The sequence below is a fragment of the Pseudomonas lactucae genome, from assembly GCF_016937615.1.
In the GTDB taxonomy this organism is placed as follows: Bacteria; Pseudomonadota; Gammaproteobacteria; order Pseudomonadales; family Pseudomonadaceae; genus Aquipseudomonas; species Aquipseudomonas lactucae.
The window spans coordinates 1-23,480 of record NZ_JAFHKI010000162.1 but is presented as its reverse complement, the minus strand read 5'-3'; the positions used below and the strand labels follow the sequence as shown (position 1 = coordinate 23,480).

Here is a 23,480-nt window from a genome sequence, read left to right as displayed (position 1 = left end):
GTCAGCCAGTACATTTGATACTGACACACCGCTATCGGGGGCAAGCCCCCTCCCACATTTTTGAACTGTGGTGATCTGATATTACTGAATCAACGACCCGCGCAACGAGTGCGGTTGCGCCGCATCGATATGCACATCGGCAAACTGGCCGATCAAGGTCGGGTTGTCGCAACGGAAGTTGACGATCCGGTTGTTCTCGGTACGGCCCTGCAATTCGCCGGGGTCTTTCTTCGAATAGTCGGTGACCAGGATGCGCTGGACCGAACCGACCATTTGTCGACTGATCTCGAAGCCTTGCTGATTCAGGCGATGCTGCAGCGCATTCAACCGTTCCTTTTTCAACGCTTCTGGCGTTTCGTCGAGCAAATCCGCAGCCGGCGTGCCCGGGCGCTGGCTGTAGACGAACGAGTAGGAGAAGTCGAAACCGACGTCTTCGATCAGCTTCATGGTCTGCTGGAAATCTTTCTCGGTTTCTCCGGGGAAGCCGACGATAAAGTCCGAGCTGATGCAGATGCCCGGCACCGCCGCGCGCAATTTGCGCAGTTTGGATTTGTATTCCAGGGCCGTGTGGTTGCGCTTCATCGCCGACAGAATGCGGTCCGAACCCGATTGCACCGGCAAGTGCAGGTGCTTGACCAGTTCCGGCACCTCGGCGTGGGCCTGGATCAGGCTGTCGGAGAACTCCAGCGGGTGGGACGTGGTGTAGCGAATGCGCTCGATACCGTCCACCGCCGCGACCACGCGGATCAGCTCCGCGAGGTCGGCCAGGCGCCCGTCGTGGGTCTGGCCGCGGTAGCCGTTGACGTTCTGGCCGAGCAGGGTCACTTCACGCACGCCGTTTTCGGCCAGGTGGATGATTTCCGACAGCACGTCGTCGAACGGCCGGCTGACTTCTTCGCCACGGGTGTAGGGCACCACGCAGAATGTGCAGTACTTGCTGCAACCTTCCATCACCGACACATAAGCGCTTGGCCCGTCGATGCGCGGCTCGGGCAAATGGTCGAATTTTTCGATTTCGGGGAAGGAGACGTCGACCTGCGGCAGCTTGGTAGCGCGGGCGGCGTCGATCATTTCCGGCAGGCGGTGCAGGGTTTGCGGGCCGAAGACCACGTCGACATAAGGTGCGCGATCACGGATCGCGGCGCCTTCCTGGCTGGCCACGCAACCGCCGACAGCGATCACCATGTCCGGGTTGGCCAGTTTCAATTCACGCCAGCGGCCCAGCTGCGAGTACACGCGGTCCTGGGCCCGTTCGCGGATCGAGCAGGTATTGAGCAGGATCACGTCGGCATCTTCGGCGCGGGCGGTGACTTCCAGGGCCTGGTGTTCGCCCAGCAGGTCGACCATGCGCGAGCTGTCGTACTCGTTCATTTGGCAACCGTGGGTTTCGATGTAAAGCTTCTTGGCCATGGGGATCGTCAACTGGTGGTAAAGAACCGCGCATTATAGAGGGCATGCCCATTGGTTCCTAGCGTTGTGCATCGGGTGCCATGCTATAGTTCGCGCCCTCTTTTATATCCGCGATGTGTTGCTCGCCCGCCATGACCAAACGTGAAGCTCCAATCTACAAGGTGATTTTCCTCAACCAGGGCCAGGTGTTCGAAATGTACGCCAAGCAGATCTATCAAAGTGATCTGTGGGGCTTCCTGGAGGTAGAAGAGTTCGTCTTTGGCGAGCGCACCCAGTTGGTCGTCGACCCGGGCGAAGAGAAACTCAAGGCTCAGTTCGAAGGCGTTGTGCGCAGTTTTGTGCCGATGCATTCGATTGTGCGCATCGATGAAGTCGAGCGCCTGGGTACGCCGAAGATCAGCGAGGCGCGGGGCATGAGCAACGTCATGCCGTTTCCGATGCCGATGCCTGAGAAGTAAGGCATAACCCAGTAGCGAGCGGGCTTGTCCCGCGCCGGGCTGCGAAGCAGCCCCCCAATCTAAAGTCAGGGCAGAGGTGAAAAGGGCGAGCGCCCATCGGCACTCTGCAATTCCTGAAGGTAGTTGCGGAAAATCTGCCCCAGCACTTGGGTGGCCACTTCCAGTTCATCGCGCTGCATGTGCTCGGCGACTTCGTCGGCGGTGTCCAGCGCATCTTCGGCGCCATTGACCGCGGCCATTTTCAGCACGATATACGCTTGAACGTTATTGGCCGGTACGCCTTCACCTTTGAAGAACATGGTGCCGAGCTGGAACTGTGCCTGGGCGTGGCCCTGCAACGAGGCTTTCTCGAAGTAACTCAAGGCCTTGTTGAGGTCGCGGGCGGGGTTTTTGCTGTCGTGGAAGTACTCGCCCAACTCGTATTGCGCCTGCGCATCCCCACCATCGGCCTGTTTCTGGCACGCGCTCAGGGCTTCGGCCTGGCTCTCTGGCTGGGTATTGAGGGTGCAACGACCCATCGCTGGGATTAACAACGAGTTGCCGCCTGCTTGTGCATGTGCCAGCAGCGGCTGAAGGAGCAACAGGCAGCCCAGTACCAGGGTGCGGCCGGTGCGTTTCATGGGAATCGACTTACCTCTGACGGGGCGCGCGGACCGCTAGGGATCCAATAAGCGCGCATTATGAAATAAGCAGGCCCCTGCTTACAAAGTCTTTACTCGTTTTTCTGCTGCTCAGGCAAGTTATCTGCCGGATTGCAGGTGAATTCTCGGACAAATAAGGACATATCTGTAGGCAAAGTAGCAAATCTGACGTCGCTCGGGGCGACGTCAGGTCGCTCAGCTATTTATTTCAGGGCTGCAAAGGCGCGTTCGGCCGCATCCAGGGTCAGTTTCAGCTCGGCATCGCCATGGGCGATCGAGGTGAAGCCGGCTTCAAAGGCGCTCGGCGCCAGGTACACGCCGCCCTCCAGCATCAGGTGGAAGAAGCGTTTGAACAGGTCGGCGTCGCTGCCCATCACGTCGTCAAAGGTGACGATATCGTCGGCCCCGCTGAAATACAGGCCGAACATGCCACCCGCTTGCGTGGTGACAAAGGGGATACCGGCCGCGTCGGCGCGTTCCTGCAAACCGTCGAGCAGGCGCGTGGTGTAGTCGGTCAGCTCGGCGTGGAAACCTGGGCGGCTGATCAGGCGCAGGGTGGTCAGGCCCGCCGCCATTGCCAAGGGGTTACCGGACAGCGTGCCCGCCTGGTACACCGGGCCCAGCGGCGCAATGTGCTGCATGATTTCACGCTTGCCGCCAAAGCAGCCTACCGGCATGCCGCCGCCGATGATCTTGCCGAAGGTGCTCAGGTCCGGCGTGACGCCGTAATGCGCCTGGGCGCCACCGAGCGCCACGCGGAAACCGGTCATCACTTCGTCGAAGATCAGCACCACGCCATGCTTGTCGCATTGTTCGCGCAGGCCTTCGAGGAAGCCCGGTGCCGGCGGTACGCAGTTCATGTTGCCGGCCACCGGCTCGACGATGATGCACGCCACGTCCTGGCCGACTTCGCTGAGCATCTGCTCGACCGCGCCGATGTCGTTGAACGGCAGGGTCAGGGTGTGTCTGGCGAACGCCGCCGGCACGCCGGCCGAGCTTGGCACGCCCTGGGTCAGCGCGCCGGAACCGGCTTTGACCAGCAGGCTGTCGGAGTGGCCATGGTAGCAGCCTTCGAACTTGATGATGCTGTCACGGCCGGTAAAGCCGCGGGCCAGGCGGATCGCGCTCATGGTGGCTTCGGTGCCGGAGCTGACCATGCGCACCATCTCCATCGACGGCACGATTGAGCACACCAAGTCAGCCATCTCGGTTTCCATGGCGGTCGGTGCGCCGTAGGACAAACCGTGTTCCAGCTGCTTGCGCACCGCATCCAGCACGTCGGGGTGGCTATGGCCGAGAATCATCGGGCCCCAGGAACCCACGTAATCGACATAACGTTTGTCATCTTCGTCGGTGACGTAGGCGCCTTCGGCATGCTTGAAGAACAACGGCGTGCCGCCCACGCTCTTGAACGCACGCACGGGGGAGTTCACACCGCCGGGGATGTGCTTCTGGGCATTGGCAAACAGGGTTTCGGAACGGGACATGATCGGGCTCTCTAAACTGAATATTTAAGAAGGTCGTTAAAGGCGCGGGCGCGGCGCGTCACTTCCTGGGTGCTGTCGGCACCGAACAGGCCGTGCACCACCGCCAGCAGGTCGGCACCGTGGGCCACCAGGGGTTCGGCGTTTTCCAGGGTGACGCCGCCGATTACACAAATCGGCAGGTGCAGACGCTGGCGCGCTTGGGCCAGCATGTCGACGGTGGCGGCAGGTGCGCCGGGTTTGGTCGTGGAATTGAAGAAGCGACCGAAGGCGACGTAGCTGGCGCCTTCCTTCGCGGCCTGCTCGGCCAGTTCGATCTGGCTGTGGCAGGTGGCGCCGATGATCGCCTTGGAGCCGAGCAACGCCCGGGCCGGCGTCAATGGGCCGTCGGTCTGGCCCAGGTGTACGCCGACGCCCAGCCGTGCGGCGAGTTCGGCGTCGTCGTTGATGATCAACCGGGTTTTATAGCGCGAGCACAATTCACGCAGCTTCTCTGCCTCACGCAGGCGCCGGGCTTCGTCGCTGCTTTTGTCGCGGTATTGCAACAGGGTCACGCCACCGTCCAGCGCCGCTTCGACGTAGGCGAGGAATTTGCCGGCCAACAGTTGGCTGTCGGTGATGGCGTAAAGGCCACGTAGTTTCATCGTGCAGGCCTCTTGCTTTTAAGAGCAGAAAGTTAAGAGCAGAAATCCAGCGGCAGACGGCGCGGTACAAATTGGCCCTGACCGAGTTGTTCAGCGTCACGCAGGGTGCGCCAAGTGTAGTTGAGGGCCGTTTGCACCGCGCTCACCAACCCTTCACCCTGAGCGATTCGCCCGGCGAGGGTGCTGGCCAAGGTGCAGCCCGAACCGTGATAGCTGCCTGGCAGGCGCTGGCAGGTAAAGGTGTGGCGCGTGCCGTCGCGGCTATACAGCCGGTTGTGCACTTCATGCTCGTCACCGTGGCCGCCGGTGATCAACAGGTGCTGGATAAACGGCAATAGCTTCTCGGCGCATGCGTCGGCCGTGCCGTCAGGCAGTTCGGCCAGGATGCGCGCCTCGGGCAGATTCGGTGTAGCGATCAGCGACAGCGGCAACAGCCGTTCGCGCATTGCGTAGCCGACTTCGTCCTTGCCCAGGCTGCCACCGCCGCCGGCCCGCAGCACCGGGTCGCAGACTACCGGCAGGTGCGGGTGTGCCTGCAGCAGTTCGACCACGGTGTCGACCATCACGGTGGAGCCGAGCATGCCCAGTTTCACGGCGGCGACCTCGGAGTCGCTGAGCACGGCATTGGCCTGGGCCAGCACCCACTCGCGGTCGAGCACGCGGAAGTCGCTGACGTTGACGGTGTTCTGCACGGTCAAGGCGGTGACGGTCGGCGCGGCATGGCAACCCTGGGCGAGCAGGGCTTCGATATCTGCCTGCAAGCCGGCGCCACCACTGGGATCATGGCCGGAGAGACAGAGGACAACGGGGCGAGAGCTGTAGATATTCATGGTGCGCGAGCTTACCACCAAACGCTTTTTGCGGGGACGTCGAGCGTGGGTTGAATTTTGCTCAGGAAGTGACGTTTTTAGTGCCTTGAAATACGTGACAAAACCGGCTGAAAGCCTTGGTCTAGAGGCGTCTAAAAATTTAATTCAATGGTGTCCAATGGCCTCTACCGGCTATGCTAGAGTGGATCCAAACAACTTAACTGTATCGCCGGTATACGTCGTCTCAAAAGGAAGGGGGGGCTTTTGACATAACCGGACAGGCCACGCTGGGGCTCTATGCGCTATTTGCTGATTTTATTGTTGTGCGGGCTGCCGATGCTCGCCAGCGCCATCGAGTTCGACCACGACACCCGCAGCCTGCCGCTTGGCCGAGCCATGCAAGTGCTCGAAGACCCCTCCGACGCCCTCACCATTGCCGATGTCAGTGCGCCTTCCGCCGCGCGGCGGTTCAAGCCCCACGATAAAGACACGCTCAACGCTGGCTACTCGCGCTCGGTGTTCTGGCTCAAGGTCGACCTGCATTACTTGCCTTCCGCTCCCGAAGCCCAACGCACCTGGTTGCTGGAGCTGGCTTACCCGCCGCTGGACCACCTCGACCTGTACCTGCCTGACAGCACCGGCGCCTATCGCCTGGCGGGCCATACCGGCGATGCGTTGCCGTTTTCCGCACGGGAGATTCGTCAGAACAACTACCTGTTCAAGGTCGACTTCGCCCCCGGCGAGACGAAAACCGTCTACCTGCGCCTGCAAAGCGAAGGTTCCATTCAGGCGCCGCTGACCCTCTGGTCCAGCACTGCCTACCTGGAACAACAGCCGCTGCGCCTGTATGTCCTGGGTCTGATCTACGGCGTGCTGCTGGGGATGCTGGTCTACAACCTGTTTATCTACCTCAGCGTGCGCGACACCAGCTATCTCTATTACATCTTCTATATTGCCTCGTTCGGCATGTATCAGCTGTCGGTCAATGGCGCGGCGGTGGAATATTTCTGGCCGAACAATCCCTGGTGGGCGAATGCCGCGACGCCGTTCCTGATTGGGGCATCGGCACTGTTCGGCAGCCTGTTTGCGCGCAGCTTCCTGCACACCGCGCAACACAGCCGCTGGATCAACCGTCTGTTGCTGGCACTGGTGGCCTGCGGCGCGGTCGTGATGCTGCTGTCGCTGATGACCAGCTACGCCCTGGCGCTGCGCCTGGCCACGGCCTGGCGCTGGTGTTCACCGTGAGCATTTTTGTCGCCGCCATAAACGCCTGGTATTGCGGCCAGCGGGTGGCGCGCTATTTCATCATCGCCTGGTCGGCGTTCCTGTTGGGCGGGGTGGTGAACACGCTGATGGTGCTGGGCTACCTGCCCAATGTGTTCCTGACCATGTACGCCAGCCAGATCGGCTCGGCGATTGAAGTGGCGCTGCTGTCCCTAGCCTTGGCAGACCGCATCAATGCGATGCGCGAGCAACAGGCGCAGACCCTGTTCGACGCCAGCCAGAAGCTCGAAGTGCTCAACCAGCAACTGGCGCGCAGCAACCGACTCAAGGATGAATTCCTTGCCACCCTGACCCACGAACTGCGCACACCGATGAATGGGGTGATCGGTTCGTTGGAACTCATGCAAACCGTGCCGCTGGACGACGACCTGGCGCAGTACCAGCAAACCGCCGCCGGTTCGGCGCGGGACATGATGCGCATGGTCAACGGCATCCTCACCCTTACCGAACTGCAGGCCGGGCGCTTGAGTGCCCAGCCCGACGTGTTCAGCCTGCGTGGCGTGCTCGACACCCTGCGCCAGCAATTCAGCGCCAGTGCCCAGGGCAAAGGCCTGGCGTTTTCCATCGACGTGGCGGGCGAGCTGCCGGATCGCCTGGTCGGTGACGCCTGCAAGTTGGTCCAGTGCCTGGACTGCCTGCTGGACAACGCCGTCAAGTTCACCCACGAAGGCGCTGTGCGCCTGCGCGTGGTCGGCGTGCCCCAGAGCGACGGTCGCTTGCGCCTGAGCTTTATCGTGACCGACACCGGTATCGGCTTTGCCTTCCTCGACGAAGCCACCCTGTACCAGCGTTTTTTCCAAGTCGACGGTTCCACCACCCGCGAATACGGCGGCCTGGGTATCGGTCTGGCTATCTGCCGGCAACTGATCGAGCTGCTGGGCGGGCGCCTCACCCATCACTCCGAACCGCGCAAGGGCAGTCGCTTCCAGATGGAAGTGGAAGTCGACGTGGCGCCGTCCGAGCCCAAGGCCATGCCCGACCGGCAACGCGTCCCGCAGGACTGCGCCGTGCTGCTGGTGGACGACAACAGCGTCAACCCGCTGGCGGTGCGTGGCATGCTGCTCAAGGTCGGCTATCGGGTCAAAACCGTGGACAGCGGTCCGGCGGCATTGGCGATGTTGCAGGGAGGCAATTACGACGCGGTGTTGTTGGATATTGCTGAGGGTGGTTTCTCGTTGTGCTGTCAGATTCGTGCACTGCCTGGCTGCGGCGAGCTGCCGGTGATCGCCTTGAGTACGTCGTTGAATGTGCCCGAACGCGAGCAGGGGCATGGCATCGGTGTGACTGAACGCCTGGTTAAACCGGTGCGCTTCGAGGCGCTGCAGGCGGTGTTGGAGCGTCGCGTCCTGGGCGCATTCGAGGGCGAACGCGCCGGGCATTCGGCGGGTATGTCACTTTTTTAAGCCGGGCTACGGTGCTTAACTGAAATGCAGGTCTCAACCAAACGGGGCCTTTTTTCAGGAGGCCGTCATGAACCTGCATCAGTTCGCCGAAACCCACGATGTCACCAACCAGCCGCCTTCCCTGGACGGCATCAACCTGTATCGCATCGACTTGCCCTTGCAAGACTGGTCGCGCCGCTTCGGCGCCGGCTGGGCAGAGCCGCGCATCGATGCCTACGGCGCGCTGGCCGGCGGGCCGTTGATGGCGGCCGGGTTCCTGGCGAACCAGAACAAACCGGTGTTCAACAGTCATGACCGCTACGGTCATCGTATTGATTGGGTGGAGTTTCACCCGGCCTACCATGAACTGATGCGCACCGCCGTTGAACATGGTCTGCCGTCGCTGCCGTGGGCCCATCCGCAATCCGGCGCCCACGTGGCCCGCGCCGCCATGACGTACCTGCACAGCCAGGCCGAAGCCGGCACCGGTTGCCCACTGACCATGACCTTCGCCTGCGTCCCGGCGCTGCGCCTGCAGCCTGACCTGGCGAAGACCTGGCTGCCGAAGATCCTCAGCACTCACTACGACCCACGCAACGTCGGCATCGCCCACAAGGCCGGTGCCACTATCGGCATGGCCATGACCGAGAAACAGGGCGGCACCGACGTGCGCGCCAACACCACCCGTGCTTATCCGGTAGGGGCGGGCGGCCCTGGGCAAGCCTATGAACTGGTGGGCCATAAGTGGTTCTGCTCGGCGCCGATGTGCGACGCTTTCCTGACCCTGGCGCAGACTGAAAAGGGCCTGACCTGTTTCCTGCTGCCCAGGCACCGCCCGGATGACACGCGCAATCAGTTCTACATCCAGCGCCTGAAAAACAAACTCGGCAATTGCTCCAATGCCTCCAGCGAAGTGGAATTTCGCGGCGCAGTGGCCTGGATGATCGGCGAAGAGGGCCGTGGCGTGCCGACCATCATCGAGATGGTCGCCATGACCCGCTTCGATTGCATGGTCGGCTCCAGCGCCCTGATGCGACAGGCGCTGACCCAGGCCAGCCATCACTGCGCCCATCGCACGGTCGGCGGCCGTGTGCTCAGCGAACAACCGCTGATGCAAAACGTACTGGCCGACCTGGCCCTGGAAAGCGAGGCCGCGCTGGCCTTGAGCATGCGCATGGGGCGCGCCCTGGACCACTTGGGCGACGAGCAGGAAGCCAAGTTCGCCCGGCTGGTGACGGCGGTGGGCAAGTATTGGATCTGCAAGCGTGCGCCGGCCATGATCAACGAAGCCGCCGAGTGCATGGGCGGTGCCGGTTACGTGGAGGACAGCATCCTGCCGCGTCTGTACCGCGAGGCGCCGGTGAACTCCACTTGGGAAGGTTCCGGCAATGTGCAATGCCTGGATGTGCTGCGCGCCCTGTCCAAGGAGCCGGGCGTGCTGGAGGCGTTGTTTGTCGAGCTCGGTGATGGGCACGGTGACAGGCCATTGGCGCGGCGTATCGAGCAGCTCAAGTCGGCGTTTATGGACACCCAGGATATACAGTACCGTGCACGGCAACTGACCGAGGACATTGCCGTGGCGTTGCAGGCCAAGTTGTTGCTGGAGGCCGGGAATGCGGCGGTCAGTGATGGGTTTATTGCCAGTCGGTTGGGTGAGGCTTCCGGGCGGGTGTACGGGACGTTGCCGCGTGGTGTGGAGGTGGAAGCCATCGTCGCCCGCTCAACCCCTCATTCACCTATGTAAACACGGTCCACATTGGATTGCATTCCAACTCTGCTGTTTCGGTGAGCCCTGGATACAGGCAAGATAAAGGTCAGCACGTCAGAACACAGGATGCTTACCGTGACCGAAGCTTTTGTTGTCGTTCAAACCGCCGAAGAAGCCGTGGACCGGCTGGCAGCTCTGCATGAGCGAGCCACCGGCGCGCTTAATCAGGCCCTCAAGCAATACCTCAAGGACCGCGTCGAACCCGACGCCGCGCAACGCGCACTGTTTCGTTACCCGGAACTGCGCCTGACCTACCACTGCCACGGCGAAGTCCCACAGACCACCCGGGCGTATGCCAAGGTGCAATTGCCGGGCACCTACAGCGTTACCGTCACCCATCCTTCGGCGTTCCGTAAGTATTTGCTGGAGCAACTAGTGCCGTTGATGCACGACTTCACGGTGACGGTAGAAGTGGGCGTCAGCCAGCAAAACATTCCCTACCCGTACGTGGTGGAGCAGGGCGACGAACTGGCCGGCTCCGGCGTGACCGCCGCGACCCTGGCCCGCGTGTTCCCCAGCACCGACTTGTCGGCCGCCACCGATGGCATCGCCGATGGCCTCTATGACTGGGAAAACACCGACCCACTGCCGCTGGCGTTATTCGATGCGGCGCGCGTGGACTTTTCCCTGCGCCGCCTGGTGCATTACACCGGCAGCGACTGGCGCCATGTGCAGCCGTGGATCCTGTTGACCAACTACCACCGCTATGTCGACCAGTTCATCCTGCATGGCCTGGAACAACTGCGCAGCGACCCCCGGTTTATTCGCATGGTGTTGCCGGGCAACGTGGTGATCGACAAGAGCATGGATCATGGTGAAGCGTCCGCCATTGCGGCGGGCGTGGTCTGGCACCGCTATCAGATGCCGGCCTATCACCTGCAGGCCACCGACGGCCACGGCGTGACCTTGGTGAACATCGGCGTCGGCCCGTCCAATGCCAAGAACATTACCGACCACCTGGCCGTGCTGCGCCCGCATTGCTGGCTGATGATCGGCCACTGCGGCGGCCTGCGCCAATCCCAGACCATCGGCGACTACGTACTGGCCCACGCCTATATGCGCCGCGACGGAATCCTCGACCGTGTAGTGCCACCGAATATTCCGATTCCAGCGTTGGCCGAAGTGCAGATGGCCCTGCAACAGGCCGCGGCGAATATCACCGGCGAAAAAGGCGAAGAGCTGAAAAAGCGCCTGCGCACCGGCACCGTGCTGACCTACGACGACCGCAACTGGGAGCTGCGCTGGGCCCAGGAACGGCCGCTGATCAACCTGTCCCGCGCCGTGGCGGTGGACATGGAAAGCGGCACCATCGCCGCGCAGGGTTATCGTTTGCGTGTGCCGTATGGCACGTTGCTGTGTGTCTCGGATAAACCGCTGCACAGCGAGATCAAGCTGCCGGGTTCGGCCAATGCGTTCTATGAGCGCGCAGTGAGCCAGCACTTGAAGATCGGCATCGAGGCGGTCGACCTGTTGCGCACTGAGCTCAATTCGCTGCACTCGCGCAAACTGCGCAGCTTCGACGAACCGCCGTTCCGCTAAGCGGTGGGGATGGTTATTTAACGGTCAGGCCACTAGCATTGTCGGTCCTGACGTTAGATGTTCCTTTGCCATGTCCCGTCCTGCCCGCCCTGATTCGCGCCGCCCTGGCGTGAAACCTCCGCATTCCGCTGCTCGTCGTGTCGCCAAGGCGCCGCCGGCCGAGCCGAAGCTGATCCTGTTCAACAAGCCTTTCGATGTGCTGACCCAATTCAGCGACGAAGGCGGGCGCGCGACCCTCAAGGATTTTATCGACATCCCCGGCATCTACCCTGCGGGTCGTCTGGACCGTGACAGCGAAGGCCTGTTGTTGCTGACCAACGATGGCCAACTGCAGGCGCGCATTGCCGATCCCAAGCACAAGTTGGCGAAAACCTACTGGGTGCAAGTGGAAGGCGAACCGACCGAGGAGCATCTGCAACGCCTGCGCGATGGCGTTGAGCTGAACGATGGCAAGACCTTGCCCGCCGAAGCCCGGCAGCTGGACGAACCCCAGCTTTGGCCACGTAACCCACCGGTACGCTTTCGCAAAAACATCCCGACATACTGGCTTGAATTGGTGATTCGAGAGGGGCGCAACCGTCAGGTCCGGCGCATGACCGCCGCCGTGGGCCTGCCGACCTTACGCTTGGTGCGCGTGCGTATCGGCGATTGGACAATCGACGGCCTCGACCAAGGCCAGTGGAAGGAAGTACCGGCGCGCTTATAAGGCGCCGGACTCGATCAGGCCGATCACCACGCTCTTGATGATGAACGCCGCCACGCCCAGCCCGAGCACGAAAAACAGGATGAACGAACCAAAGCGCCCGGCCTTGGACTTCTTCGCCAGGTCCCAGACGATAAAGCCCATGAAAATGATCAGGATCGTGACCAGGCCGGTCATCATCCATTCTTCGAAGAGGGCGGGATCGATGTTGTTCATGGGCTATTCCGTTGGGGCAGGCGGAAAGTATACGGCAGCGTTACAGGCGCAACATTGATTTGCGTCGGTGCGTCGCAGGCAGACTTCCCTGGTGAAATACAGGCCAAATGTGGGAGGGGGCAAGCCCCCTCCCACATTTGACCTTCACTGATCTTAGGTGCGCAGGTGGGTCAGTGGCAGCTCAGTGCTGTTCAATACCTGGTTGAGCACAAAGCTCGACCGCACGCTGGTGACGCCTTCAATCCGGGTGAGGTGGCCCAGCAGCAGTTTCTGATAGTGATCCATATCCGGCACCACCACTTTCAACTGATAGTCCGCATCCATCCCGGTCACCAGGCTGCATTCGAGCACCTGGGGCAGGGTGCGGATGGCCGCTTCGAAATTCTCGAAACGCTCGGGGGTGTGACGATCCATGCCGATCAGCACATAGGCGGTGAGGCTCAGGCCGAGCATTTTGCGATCGAGCAGGGCGACCTGGCGCGAGATGTAGCCGTCGTCTTCCAATTGCTTGACCCGGCGCGAGCAGGGCGACGGCGACAGGCCGATGCGTTCGGCCAACTCCTGGTTGGAGATCCTCGCGTCGCGCTGCAATTCCGCCAAAATACTCAGGTCGTATCGGTCAAGCTTGCTCATTGGGTTGGCCTTTGTCGTAACTATTGCGATGAATTATCCATGAAGGGTTAAAAATTGCGCAAGCACTGTTTATTGACGCAATCTTCGCAATCCTCTGTCGGGCGCAGGCAGGTATCTTTATCAACAGAATCACCGCCTGGACAACAGTCCACTTACAGCGAGCCCAATCAGGCCCGTTGCGGCCGCCACCCCAGCAGGGTTGAGCCGGCCTCCAGGCTGCATACTGTCCAGAAGACGGCGTGAGGTGAGCCAACGTCAAAAGCGTTGAGCATGGACGAAGTTCTCAAGGGGTGGCCGACGGGTCGCCCCTTTCTTTTTGTCGTAAGAAAATACTTCTCGTGACTGATAACCTGTCTCAGAACCGGGCGAGGCTTTTCCAGTCTCATCTGTAAGCCCTAACCCACAGTGAGGAAAAGCATGAAGCGCATCTGGCGTATGGCAGGTGTTGGTTTGCTGGTGGTCAGCGTCGGCGCGCAGGTGATGGCCGACGAGCGTGATAACGCACCGCGCGAGGGCCAGGGGCCACAGGGGCAGCACGAGCGGGGCCCTGAAGGTGGGCGGCGAGCGGAAAATGCGCCGCCGCGTCCCGAGCATGAACAGCCACGCCCGCAGAATTCGCCTGTTGAACACGGCGGCCAATGGCAAGCGCGTCCGCAGGGCAATGAGCCGGGTCGGCCGGCACCGCAGCCGCAACCGTCGAATAACCTGCCGATCCAGGGGCGGCCCGATACCGTGCGCCAGACCCAGGAGCCGCGCCAGGGTTACTACCGCGACATTCCCCGGCGCAACGACGACAACCGGCACTGGGAGGCTGGCGGCCCAGGCTCGCGGCCTGGGCCGCGTCCGGATGACCATCGCTGGCCCGGTCGCCCCGACGGTCATGGCAACGGCTGGGGCCCAGGTCCGCAATATCGACCCGGTTATGTTGTCGACCGCTTCCCGGACCGCAACTACCGCGTGCCGTATCGCGGCCAGGACTACTTCTTTTCCGGCGGCTACTGGTACCGCCCGCAAGGGCCGCGCTACGTCGTAGTGGCGCCACCCTATGGCATCCGCGTGCATTACCTGCCGGACTATGCGCGTGAAGTGTGGGTGGGCGGGGCACTGTTGTTTCTGGCCGCCGGGGCTTACTACAGCTACGAAGAAAGCACCCAGCAATACGTGGTGGTGCAACCGCCGGCGCAAGTACCGTCGCCCCCGCCAGCTCCGCAAGGCAACGGCTATGACGTAGTGGCCTATCCCGCCAACGGCCAGTCACCGGCCCAGGTGCAGCAGGACGGTTACGACTGTTATCGCTGGGCGGCGCAGCAAAGCGGCTTCGATCCGCAGGCCGCGACTTACGCCCCCGACCCGGCGGTGGTGCAAACCTACCGCCAGGCCCAGGGCAACTGCCTGAGCAGTCGCGGCTATCAGGTGCAGGAGTAGCGGTGTTGAGCTTCAAGCTTCAAGCTTGGGGCTTGTCACTTGCCGCTTGTAGCTGATCCACAGGATCGGCATGCACCAGCACCTCGGCGCGCGGGTATTGTTTGTGGATGGCATCGGCGGCCTGATCGCTGATGCCGTGGGCCACTGACAGGGTCAGCTCGCCCGGCAATTCCAGGTGCAACTGCACAAACCAATGGTTGCCCGATACGCGCGTGCGCAGGTCATGTGCACCCAATACACCCGGCACGCCTCGGGCCAGTTCCAGCATGTGCTGGCTGACGTCCGGCGGCAGTTCTTCATCCATCAGCACCGCAAAGCTTTCCCGTGCGATATGGATCGCGCTCCACAAAATGTAGGCGGCGATACCCAGGCCGAACCAGGCGTCCACTTGATGCAGGCCGATGGCGGCCAGCACCAATGCCAACAGGATGCTGCCATTGAGCAGCAGGTCCGAGCGATAGTGCAGCGAATCCGCGCGCACGGCATTGGAGCCGGTTTCGCGCACGACCCGGTGTTGCAGCATCAGCAACGCCACGGTCAACACCAGGGAAAATACGATCACCCCAATGCTCAACCACGGCGCGCCCACCGGTTGCGGGTGTTGCAACCGTTCGTAGGCCTGCAGCGCGATCAACACGGCACTGCCCCCGATAAACATCGCCTGGGCCATGCCCGCCAACGACTCGGCCTTGCCATGCCCGTAACGGTGGTCGTCATCCGCCGGGCGCAGCGCGTAATGCACCGCCAGCAAGTTCAACAGCGAGGTCACGCCATCGAGCAGCGAGTCGGTCAACCCGGCGAGCATGCTCACCGAGCCGCTGAACCACCAGGCGATTGCCTTGGTGATGATCAACACACAGGCCACGCCGACGGAGGCGCGGGTGCCAGGCGCAGGAGCCTGGCGTGTTCGGGACTGCTGGTCATAAGCAGTCCTTACGCGGCGGGTTGCAGGCCCAGGGCGGCGAGTTGCTGCACACTGCCCTTGAACTGGATCAGGCGCGGATCGTCCAGCGGCAAGGTGCGGCCGGTTTCTTTCTGAATGATCGATTGCAGCTTGACGTTGTCGACCTTGCCGTCGGCGCCGATGGCGTCGTGGAGTTTTTCCGGCGCGACTTGTGCGGTTTTACCCGGCTCGAAATAAATCGCGCCGGTGGCGAAGTCGACGCCAAACGCGATCAGGCCAGGGATCACATAGAACAACAGGCCCACCGCATCGAGCACGGCGATGGTCGGGTCGATCTTGCCGTCGATCTGGCCACGGCGGTCCGGGTAGAAAATCGAACCACAGGCGGTGAGTTGGCTCAACAGGGTGACGGCGAGGACACCGCCGATGACACGGGAAGCGATACGCATGGAAACTCTCCTGAATTCGGTTGATACGCGACTATATAACACTGACCTTGAGACCAGCGTCGGCATCCGGCAGTTCGCCGTTATACTCGCCGCTCTGCTTTGGAGCCAGTATGAATTCGTTGCCGATCGATGATGTTTTACCCGCCCTGCGTGACGCCTTGGCGAACCGCCATGAAGCCGTGCTGGAAGCGCCCCCCGCGCCGGTAAACCACCCGTGTGCCCTTGGCTTTATTGAACGAGCCCTGGCTGGCCGGGCAAACCATCCTGATGCTCGAACCGCGCCGCCTGGCGGCCCGCGCTGCGGCCGAACGCCTGGCCGACGAGCTGGGCGAAAAGGTCGGAGAAACCGTTGGCTATCGCATCCGTCTCGACAGCAAGGTCGGCCCCAACACCCGCATCGAAGTGGTCACCGAAGGCATCCTCACCCGCCGCCTGCAGGATGATCCCGCGCTGGAGGGCGTGGGGCTGCTGATCTTCGACGAATTCCATGAGCGCAGCCTCGATGCCGACCTGGCACTGGCCTTGAGCCTGAACGGCCGCGAGCTGTTTCGCGATGAACAACCGCTGAAAATCCTGCTGATGTCCGCCACCCTTGAAGGCGAACGCTTGGCCAGCCTGCTGGACAATGCGCCGATCCTGCGCAGCGAAGGGCGCATGTTCCCGGTGCAGATGCGTTGGGGCCGGCCCTACCAGCCGGGCGAATTCATCGAGCCACGGGTGGTGCAGACCATCCTTGAAGCCGTGCATGACCAGACCGGCAGTGTGCTGGTGTTCCTGCCGGGGCAGGCTGAGATTCGCCGGGTGAACCAGCAACTGGCCGACGCCCTGGGTGATCGTCCGGATGTGCTGTTGTGCCCGCTGCACGGCGAGCTGGACCTCAACGCCCAACGCGCCGCCATCGACCCGGCACCGGCCGGCAAGCGTAAGGTGGTGCTCGCCACCAACATCGCCGAAACCAGCCTGACCATCAACGGCGTGCGCGTGGTGATTGATGCCGGGCTGGCGCGGGTACCGCGTTTCGACCCCGGCAGCGGCATGACCCGCCTCGACACCCAGCGTATCTCCCGCGCCAGCGCCACCCAGCGCGCCGGCCGGGCAGGGCGCTTGGAGCCTGGGGTGTGTTATCGCTTGTGGTCCGAGGACCAGCACGAAGGGTTGGCCGCGTATGGCAGCGCGGAAATCCTGGCCGCCGATCTTGCCGGTTTGGCCTTGCAGTTGGCGCGCTGGGGCGTCACGCCCACGCAACTGGTGTGGTTGGATGTACCGCCGCCCGCCGCCTATGCTCAGGCCCAGGATTTGTTGGTGCGCCTTGGCGCCCTGGATGAAGACAAGCTCACCGCCCACGGCCAGAAGATGGCCGAATTGCCCGCCCACCCACGCATCGCGCATTTGCTGCTGCGTGGGCAGGATTTGGGGCTGGCGGCCACGGCCTGTGATGTCGCCGCCCTATTGGGCGAGCGCGATATTTTGCGCGGTGGCGGCGCGGACTTGCACAGTCGCCTGGCGCTGTTGTCCGGTGAAGAACGTGCGCGTGGGGCTCAGGGCGGCGTGCAGCGGGCCAAGCAGCTGGCGCGGCAATATCGCGGCTATTTAAGAGGCCAGGCGACCCAGCCTGTGGCCGATCCAGGCCACCCGCGCTGGCTCGGCGCCTTACTGGCGTTGGCCTACCCGGACCGTGTCGCCCAGCAACGCCGCGCGGGTGGCGCTGAATACCGCCTGGCCAACGGCCGCGCGGCGCTGTTTGCCGAGGCTGACAGCCTGATGAAGCAACCGTGGCTGGTGATCGCCGACCTGGGCAGCCGCCAGGGCCAGCGCGAAGAACGCATCTACCTGGCGGCGGACTTTGATCCGGGGCTGTTCGACACGGTACTCGCAGAGCAAGTGCGCAACGTCGATCAACTGGACTGGGATGAGCGCGAAGGCGTCTTGCGCGCCGAGCGCCAACGCAAAGTCGGCGAATTGGTGCTCAGCCGCGAACCCCTCACCGGTCTCGACGAATCCGCCCGCAGCCAGGCGCTGGTCAACCTGGTGCGGCGCAAGGGCCTGGAGCTGTTGCCATGGACGCCCGAACTGCGTCAATGGCAGGCCCGCGTAATGCTGCTGCGCCAGCTGGACGCCGGCAAAACCAGTGAATGGCCGGACGTCAGCGACAAGGCGTTGCTCGCCGGCCTGGAACACTGGCTGATGCCCTACCTAGGCAAAGTCTCGCGCCTGAGCCACTTCGCCAACCTGGATATTTCCAGCTACCTGTACAACCTGTTGCCCTGGCCATTGCCCCAGCGCCTGGACGAACTGGCGCCCCAGCATGTGAAAGTGCCGTCAGGTTCCTCGGTGCGTTTGGATTACAGCGAACAACCGCCGATTCTGGCGGTGCGCTTGCAGGAATTATTCGGCCTGGCGGATACGCCACGCATCGCCGGCGGACGCCAGGTGGTGAAGTTGCACCTGTTGTCCCCGGCGCGGCGGCCGGTGCAGGTCACGCAGGATCTGGCGAATTTCTGGCGCAGTACGTATGCCGAGGTGAAGAAGGATTTGAAGGGGCGGTATCCGAAACACTATTGGCCGGACGACCCATTGGTGGCGCAGGCAACGGCGAAAATCAAACCTAGAAAGCCTTGAGAGGGCTTGGAATCGCAGCAAGAAGGATACTCTCGCTGCTCTACCCAACGTCCTTCGTCATTGCAACCATGACCGGGCGCGAACCATGTCGATGACGCGTGGGACCAACTGCAGGGCGAGGTCTTTCTTGATCACAGGTTCTATTCCGAATGGTTAGCTTCAGTCCGTTCCCGTCGGGGCAGATACCCCCACCGGACTGGAGTGGGAAAATACCATACGAAGAGGGTGAGTATTTGCACTGACCACTTCCGATAGCGTGGCGCCGGAGCGGCAAAGGATGCTCCAGGCTGATGAGTTCGTTTATTCCCAGGATGGATATTTACCCAATGCTTAAATTCAATGCTCACCTCGGTTTCCAATTCAATGAATTGCCTTTTCTGGAACGCATCGAAGCGGCCGCCGCCGCCGGTTTCAAGGCGGTGGAGTTCCCCTCGCCCTATGAATTCGACACGAGCCTGCTGGCGGACCATCTGGCTCAATACAGCCTGCCGTTGATTCAGTTCGCGGCTCCCGCTGGCGTTACCAAAGGCATCGCGGCCCTGCAGGGCAAGGAAGACGAGTTTCGCAACGGCTTGCGCGAGGCCGTCCGCTATGCGAAGGCGCTGGCCTGTTCGGATGTCCACATCATGTCGGGCGTGACGACGCAACAGGAGGAGGCCGCGCGCGCCTACGGGAGCAATCTGGAATATGCCGTCAAGTACTTCGAGGATCAGGGGTTGCGAGCGCTTATTGAAGTGATCAGCCCGCAGGCGATGCCAGGTTATTACATGTCTGACTTCGACAAGGCGCAACAGGTGCTGGAAACCTTTGCGAGTGTCGGGGTGATTCTTGATCTTTATCATGCCCAGCTGTTGACCGGGGACGCCGCCGAGGTGCTGGCGCGGTTTTATGACAGAACCGTCCATGTGCAAATTGCCGACAACCCGGGGCGCCATGAACCGGGCACCGGGACCCTCGACTTTAGGGGCTTGTTCGCGGCGCTGGAGCAGCGTGGCTACCGAGGATGGATCGGCTGTGAATACCGTCCTTCCGGGTCGACTGTTGCGAGCCTTGGGTGGATTAAGCAACTGAGCGCTCAGGTTCTATGCGACCGCACGTGAAACGCTGAAGCAGGCAAGAGTCGGTTATTGCGCGGCGGGCAACAGAAACCGCGCAATCACCGGCAGGTGGTTGGAGATACGCAACGTATCTTCCTGGCGCACCTTGGCTTCGACCCGCTTGATGCGTGGGCTGTAGAACAGGTAGTCGAGGGTTCGATCCGGGCCGTCCAGTTTCGGATCATTGGGGAAGTGCGTCAGCCACTTTTCGCGATCGATCCCGCTGGACTGGCTGTTGCTCGGGATCATCGGGTATTTGTCCCACATCAGGTGCAGCTCGCTGTCCGGTGAATATTGCCCGCGTTTGCCGGCGTCCAGGCGCAGGAACTGGCCCAGGGGCAGCAGGTTGAAATCGCCGCCGATCAGCCAGGGCGTACCCCGGCCTTCGAATTTATCCAGCAACTTGACCGTGGTTTTCACCTGCTCCTGCACCGCGCTGCGCCCCGGCGCGCCGGCGTCCAGGCGCGTGTTGAGCACCGCCAGTTGGCCGCCGTCGCTCAGTGGCAGGTAGGTCAGCAACAAGGCCGGCTTGGGTTGGAACTGGCGGCTGATCAGGTTGGCGTCCGGTACGGGCAATTGCAGGCGTTCGGCGTGTTCGATCTGGTAGCGGCTGAGCGTCGCGAGTTTGCGTCCGACACTGCCGAAGATATGCAGGTTTGGCACAAAATCGGCTTTCCAGTCGAACGCTTGGGCGCTGCAGGGGTAGAGGTCGACCAGGCGCTCTTGCAACAGGGCCAACTGGTCCCGGTAGTGCGAGGGTTTGGCGTTTTCGTCAAGTTCCTGCAGCAGCAGAATGTCGGGCTGTTCGTCGCGGATCACCCGTGCCACTTCGTCCAGGCTCACGGCCATGTCCTCCACGGTGGGGCGATCGTCCGGGCCGCTGCCGTCGGCGGTGTCGTACCAGAACACGTAGTTCTTGCCGGCCAGGTATTGCACGTTCCAGGTCATCACCTTGAGCGCCTGCCCCGGCAGCAGGGTCGGTGCGCGCGGCGCAACGCAGCGTACCGGCAAGGTCTCCTTGGCGGCGGGACGCCAGGTCAGGCTGTAGATCACGGCGGTCAGCAGGCCTGCGATGATCAACAGGCCCAGCAAGGTGATGCGCAATAAACGGGTCATCGGCTCGGCTTATAGCGTTTCAGGAATGGCACGGAGCATATCACCGTGCGTCAGCATCGCCACCGATCAGCATGAATAAACGGAACAACACCACGCTGGTGAACAGTTGCAGGAAGCTGTGGGCGCTGTCCATCAACAGCCCCAGCCACGGCGCGGGGTCGGGATAGGCCGCGACGCTGGCGCCCTTGAGCAGCCACAGTGGCGTCATCACGCACAACAGGCACACCAGGATCCGCCAGAAATGCCCACGGGTCAGGCGAAAGCTCTCCTTCATGGCCTCCAGCGCCGACAAACCGCGCAATACCAGCAAGTACTCGGCAAACGCCAGCACCACCATCAGCCACAGGCCCGGCAGGAAATACAGCGATAACCCGAGCAGGATCAGCAGGGTGCTCATGGCCGTCAACACGGCGAAGCGCGGCCACAGCGTAAGTGCCATGGCCCATACGTCTTTGGTGCGCGGTGACTCGCCACGGGTGCGCGCGTCGAGAAACAGGATCAAGGCGCCGGTGTACAGCGGGTACACCAATAACCCCACCACCACGCTGTAACCAGGGAAGGCATCGGCGCCGAGCGTATGGTCGAGCACCTGTTGCAGCAGGGCCTCGAGGATCACCAGCGGCAGGCACAACTGCACGATGGCGCCCAGGTTGTGCCGGGTAAAGCGGAAGGAGTCGCGCAATACGTCTAACGGATTCATCAGGTTCATCGCTGGCCTAAAAGCAAGGGCGACACTTTAACCGATCAGGGTCTGGGGGACGCAAACGTAAACCTTGAGTAAAGACCATTGAAACAACTCGTAACACCCCCATAACTAGCACGCACCTGGCCTGATCACAGGCAGGACCACGATTTCTACCGGCAATCTAACGAGGTCGCCATGAACAGCGAAGAGCAAACCCTGATCGATGGACTGTTTTCACGGTTGCAGCAAGCCGAAACGGACTCAGCCCCCCGCGACGCCCAGGCCGAAGCGCGGATCAAGGAGCACATGACTCGCCAACCCGCCGCCGGGTACTACATGACCCAGTCGATCCTGGTGCAGGAACATGCACTCAAGAGCCTCGACGCGCAGAACAAGCAGCAGGCGCAACAGATCGAGCAATTGCAGGATGAGCTGCAGCGCGCCAAATCCGCGCAATCCGCCGCGCCGAGCGGTGGTGGTTTTCTGTCGAGCATCTTTGGCGGTGGTCCGCGGGAGGCGCAACCTGCGCCCAGCAACACGGGCGGCGGCTGGCGTGAACCGGCGCGGCCATCGTTCAGCCAGCCGGCCCCGCAGCAGAACTATCAACAACCGCTGCAACAGCCGCCGCAACAACCGGCGGCCGCCGCGCCTGTGGGCAGCGGCTTCCTCGGCGGCGCAATGAAAACCGCCGCCGGTGTGGCCGGTGGTGTGCTACTGGCCGAAGGTATCAGCAGCCTGTTCCATCACAACCAGCAGCCGCAGGTGGTGGAAGAAATCATCGAACAACCGGCGCCCGCCAGCGACCAGGGCGGCTGGGGCAATGACGACCAGAAGTATGCCGGCAATGACAGCTGGGGCGGCAACAGCGCGGACAGCTTCGCCGACAGCGATTATTCCGACGACTCCTCCTCGTTCGGCGACGACGACTCCTTCGTCTGACACCGCCAATGCCTGGGGCGCTTCGTCGCCCCGGGCTGATTTTTCCCGGCAACCTGCTCGCGGCTGGCATACTGGCACCCTTTCCGGGCACTGGCGCCTGGCTGTCATGGGGAAGTGCGGTGAAGAAAATTGCAGTGTTCGCCGATGTGCAAAACCTCTACTACACCGTGCGTCAGGCCTATGGCTGCCACTTCAATTACGCGGCCCTGTGGGCTGACATCAGCGCCCGCGGGCAGATCGTCGAGGCGTACGCGTATGCCATCGACCGTGGCGACAGCAAGCAGCAGCAATTCCAGCAGATCCTGCGCAACCTGGGCTTTACGGTAAAACTCAAACCCTACATCCAGCGCGCCGACGGCTCGGCCAAAGGCGACTGGGACGTGGGCATCACCCTCGACATCATGGACGCCGCCGACCACGTTGACGAAGTGGTGCTGGCCTCCGGCGACGGCGATTTCGACATGCTGCTCGAACGCATCATCCACAAGCATGGCGTACATGCCGTGGCCTACGGCGTACCAGGGCTGACGGCCAACTCACTGATACGCGCCGCCAGCCGCTACGTGCCGATCGAAGGCGCGTTGCTGCTCAAATAAATGTGTAAACGGAGTTGAAACAGGTTTGGAACGTATAGCGGTCATCGACTTTGAAACCACCGGCATCACCCCGAGCAGCCACTGCCGGGCCACGGAAATTGCCGTGGTCATCCTTGAGCGCGGGCACATCGTCGACCGCTACCAGAGCCTGATGAATGCCGGCGTACGCGTGCCGGCTTTTATCGAACAACTCACCGGCATCAGCAACGCCATGCTGCGCAGCGCGCCACCGGCCGAGCGGGTGATGAACGAGGTCAATGAGTTCGTCGGCACCACGCCACTGATGGCGCACAACGCCGCGTTCGACCAGAAGTTCTGGGATTATGAGCTGGGCCTGATCCGCCGCACCCGCCTGCAAAAGTTCGCCTGTTCGCTGCTGCTGGCCCGCCGCTTGATGCCGGCGGCGCCCAACCACAAACTCGGCACGCTCAACAGCTACGCGCAACTGCCCCACACCGGCCAGGCTCACCGGGCGCTGGCGGATGCGGAAATGGCGGCCAACCTCACCGCGCACCTGGCCCGGGAACTGCGCCAGACCCACGGCCTGCGCGAGTTGTCCCATGATTTGCTATGTACCTTGCAGAAAGTGCCGGCGGCGAAGATCAATGAGCATTTGAAGAAGCACCGCGGGTTCTAAAAATGTGGGAGGGGCTTGCTCCCGATAGCAGTGTGTCAGGCA

19 protein-coding genes and 3 pseudogenes are annotated in these 23,480 nt (G+C 62.2%); 11 read left to right on the top strand and 11 right to left on the bottom strand.

The window, feature by feature from the left end; all coding sequences use genetic code 11:
* Window positions 1–81 precede the first annotated feature (81 nt).
* Complete coding sequence (miaB, locus tag JWR98_RS25320) at window positions 82–1,410, bottom strand: tRNA (N6-isopentenyl adenosine(37)-C2)-methylthiotransferase MiaB (protein WP_003176275.1); 1,329 nt, start codon at window positions 1,408–1,410, stop codon at window positions 82–84.
* A 131-nt stretch (window positions 1,411–1,541) separates the two neighbouring features.
* On the opposite strand from miaB, the gene JWR98_RS25315 reads away from it, so the two are divergent.
* A complete protein-coding gene (locus tag JWR98_RS25315; protein WP_003215457.1) occupies window positions 1,542–1,868 on the top strand; it encodes a DUF1820 family protein in 327 nt (108 codons plus the stop codon).
* A gap of 65 nt (window positions 1,869–1,933) precedes the next feature.
* On the opposite strand, the gene JWR98_RS25310 is transcribed toward JWR98_RS25315, so the two are convergent.
* From JWR98_RS25310 to JWR98_RS25295, 4 genes are all read right to left on the bottom strand, one after another.
* Window positions 1,934–2,488, bottom strand: coding sequence for a tetratricopeptide repeat protein (locus tag JWR98_RS25310; protein WP_003176273.1), 555 nt, complete (start codon window positions 2,486–2,488; stop codon window positions 1,934–1,936).
* A gap of 224 nt (window positions 2,489–2,712) precedes the next feature.
* Window positions 2,713–3,996: a glutamate-1-semialdehyde 2,1-aminomutase gene (gene hemL / locus JWR98_RS25305; RefSeq protein ID WP_003176272.1), complete on the bottom strand. Its 1,284-nt coding sequence runs from the start codon at window positions 3,994–3,996 to the stop codon at window positions 2,713–2,715.
* 11 nt (window positions 3,997–4,007) lie between these two features.
* A complete protein-coding gene (gene thiE / locus JWR98_RS25300) occupies window positions 4,008–4,637 on the bottom strand; it encodes a thiamine phosphate synthase (RefSeq protein WP_003176271.1) in 630 nt (209 codons plus the stop codon).
* A 32-nt stretch (window positions 4,638–4,669) separates the two neighbouring features.
* The gene (locus JWR98_RS25295) at window positions 4,670–5,467 is read right to left on the bottom strand and encodes a hydroxymethylpyrimidine/phosphomethylpyrimidine kinase (RefSeq protein WP_205491501.1); all 798 of its coding nucleotides are present in this window, start codon (window positions 5,465–5,467) and stop codon (window positions 4,670–4,672) included.
* A 276-nt stretch (window positions 5,468–5,743) separates the two neighbouring features.
* Between JWR98_RS25295 and JWR98_RS25290 the strand changes: the two are divergent.
* The 4 genes and pseudogenes from JWR98_RS25290 to JWR98_RS25275 all read left to right on the top strand — a co-directional run bounded on the left by JWR98_RS25290 (window position 5,744) and on the right by JWR98_RS25275 (window position 12,125).
* Window positions 5,744–8,133 (top strand): annotated as a pseudogene (locus tag JWR98_RS25290) (hybrid sensor histidine kinase/response regulator).
* 67 nt (window positions 8,134–8,200) lie between these two features.
* Window positions 8,201–9,856 carry an acyl-CoA dehydrogenase family protein gene (locus JWR98_RS25285; RefSeq protein WP_078734793.1) on the top strand — a complete coding sequence of 552 codons (1,656 nt, stop codon included), beginning with the start codon at window positions 8,201–8,203 and terminating at the stop codon, window positions 9,854–9,856.
* 90 nt (window positions 9,857–9,946) lie between these two features.
* On the top strand, window positions 9,947–11,419 hold the full coding sequence (amn, locus tag JWR98_RS25280; RefSeq protein WP_179119961.1) for an AMP nucleosidase: 1,473 nt from the start codon (window positions 9,947–9,949) through the stop codon (window positions 11,417–11,419).
* Between the two features lie 70 nt (window positions 11,420–11,489).
* Entirely contained in the window at window positions 11,490–12,125 is a 636-nt protein-coding gene (locus JWR98_RS25275; protein WP_225908856.1) for a pseudouridine synthase, read from the top strand.
* On the opposite strand, the gene JWR98_RS25270 is transcribed toward JWR98_RS25275, so the two are convergent.
* Window positions 12,120–12,329 carry a DUF2788 domain-containing protein gene (locus JWR98_RS25270; RefSeq protein ID WP_025999909.1) on the bottom strand — a complete coding sequence of 70 codons (210 nt, stop codon included), beginning with the start codon at window positions 12,327–12,329 and terminating at the stop codon, window positions 12,120–12,122. The two genes, JWR98_RS25275 and JWR98_RS25270, sit on opposite strands and share 6 nt — an antisense overlap.
* A gap of 162 nt (window positions 12,330–12,491) precedes the next feature.
* Complete coding sequence (locus JWR98_RS25265; RefSeq protein ID WP_003176264.1) at window positions 12,492–12,971, bottom strand: Lrp/AsnC family transcriptional regulator; 480 nt, start codon at window positions 12,969–12,971, stop codon at window positions 12,492–12,494.
* A 417-nt stretch (window positions 12,972–13,388) separates the two neighbouring features.
* Between JWR98_RS25265 and JWR98_RS25260 the strand changes: the two genes are divergently transcribed.
* Window positions 13,389–14,396, top strand: a complete 1,008-nt coding sequence (locus JWR98_RS25260; RefSeq protein WP_078734790.1) for a DUF6515 family protein — start codon at window positions 13,389–13,391, stop codon at window positions 14,394–14,396.
* Between the two features lie 19 nt (window positions 14,397–14,415).
* On the opposite strand, the pseudogene JWR98_RS25255 reads toward JWR98_RS25260, so the two are convergent.
* A pseudogene (locus tag JWR98_RS25255) lies at window positions 14,416–15,320 on the bottom strand (cation diffusion facilitator family transporter).
* Between the two features lie 9 nt (window positions 15,321–15,329).
* Window positions 15,330–15,749 carry a polyribonucleotide nucleotidyltransferase gene (locus tag JWR98_RS25250; protein ID WP_078734788.1) on the bottom strand — a complete coding sequence of 140 codons (420 nt, stop codon included), beginning with the start codon at window positions 15,747–15,749 and terminating at the stop codon, window positions 15,330–15,332.
* A gap of 110 nt (window positions 15,750–15,859) precedes the next feature.
* Here JWR98_RS25250 and hrpB point away from each other — a divergent pair.
* Together hrpB and JWR98_RS25240 are read left to right on the top strand one after the other, a co-directional pair.
* Window positions 15,860–18,368: pseudogene (hrpB, locus tag JWR98_RS25245) on the top strand (ATP-dependent helicase HrpB).
* A 326-nt stretch (window positions 18,369–18,694) separates the two neighbouring features.
* A complete protein-coding gene (locus JWR98_RS25240; RefSeq protein ID WP_205491502.1) occupies window positions 18,695–19,468 on the top strand; it encodes a hydroxypyruvate isomerase family protein in 774 nt (257 codons plus the stop codon).
* Between the two features lie 24 nt (window positions 19,469–19,492).
* Here the strand turns inward: JWR98_RS25240 and JWR98_RS25235 are convergent, their stop codons facing one another.
* Window positions 19,493–20,581, bottom strand: a complete 1,089-nt coding sequence (locus JWR98_RS25235) for an endonuclease/exonuclease/phosphatase family protein (RefSeq protein ID WP_205491500.1) — start codon at window positions 20,579–20,581, stop codon at window positions 19,493–19,495.
* Between the two features lie 40 nt (window positions 20,582–20,621).
* On the bottom strand, window positions 20,622–21,281 hold the full coding sequence (locus JWR98_RS25230) for a YciC family protein (RefSeq protein ID WP_042945957.1): 660 nt from the start codon (window positions 21,279–21,281) through the stop codon (window positions 20,622–20,624).
* Window positions 21,282–21,461: 180 nt separating this feature from the next.
* Between JWR98_RS25230 and JWR98_RS25225 the strand changes: the two genes are divergently transcribed.
* The 3 genes from JWR98_RS25225 (at window position 21,462) to JWR98_RS25215 (ending at window position 23,438) form a co-directional block, all read left to right on the top strand.
* On the top strand, window positions 21,462–22,205 hold the full coding sequence (locus tag JWR98_RS25225; RefSeq protein ID WP_078734784.1) for a DUF2076 domain-containing protein: 744 nt from the start codon (window positions 21,462–21,464) through the stop codon (window positions 22,203–22,205).
* 119 nt (window positions 22,206–22,324) lie between these two features.
* On the top strand, window positions 22,325–22,801 hold the full coding sequence (locus tag JWR98_RS25220) for a LabA-like NYN domain-containing protein (protein ID WP_003176255.1): 477 nt from the start codon (window positions 22,325–22,327) through the stop codon (window positions 22,799–22,801).
* A 25-nt stretch (window positions 22,802–22,826) separates the two neighbouring features.
* A complete protein-coding gene (locus tag JWR98_RS25215; RefSeq protein WP_078734783.1) occupies window positions 22,827–23,438 on the top strand; it encodes a 3'-5' exonuclease in 612 nt (203 codons plus the stop codon).
* Window positions 23,439–23,480 lie beyond the last annotated feature (42 nt).